Source organism: Pseudomonas sp. 2995-1, assembly GCF_002742505.1.
GTDB classification, from domain to species: Bacteria; Pseudomonadota; Gammaproteobacteria; order Pseudomonadales; family Pseudomonadaceae; genus Aquipseudomonas; species Aquipseudomonas sivasensis.
The window spans coordinates 1-342 of record NZ_LJSA01000230.1; the positions used below are offsets into that span (position 1 = coordinate 1).

The following is a 342-nucleotide window of genomic DNA, read 5'->3' on the forward strand; positions in this document are numbered from 1 at the left end:
GCTATGGTTTTTATATGTATAAAAGTGTACAAGGAACAGTGGATAATAAGATGCACACGCCTCTCGAACGCGAAAAATCTGAAAAAAGATTTAAAGTGGTGGATATTGAACAAAGTGAACCACTATCATTTTTAATAATGGGAGTTGACGCTCGATCTTCTGACCGGGGAAGAACTGATACGTTGATGGTCATTACTGTGAACCCTGCAGATAATTCTATGAAAATGATGAGTATACCTCGTGATACTCGTACTGAAATAATTGGACGAGGGTTTGACGACAAAATAAATCACGCGTATGCATTTGGCGGTGCAGATATGGCTGTCAGTACAGTTGAAAACT

Annotated in this window: 1 protein-coding gene; it reads left to right on the forward strand. The window is 38.9% G+C overall.

All coding sequences use genetic code 11. The features are described 5' to 3' along the window. Positions 1 to 50 precede the first annotated feature (50 nt). Positions 51 to 342, forward strand: a 292-nt coding sequence (locus AOA61_RS02700) for an LCP family protein (protein ID WP_218197334.1), incomplete at its 3' end; no start/stop codon positions are given.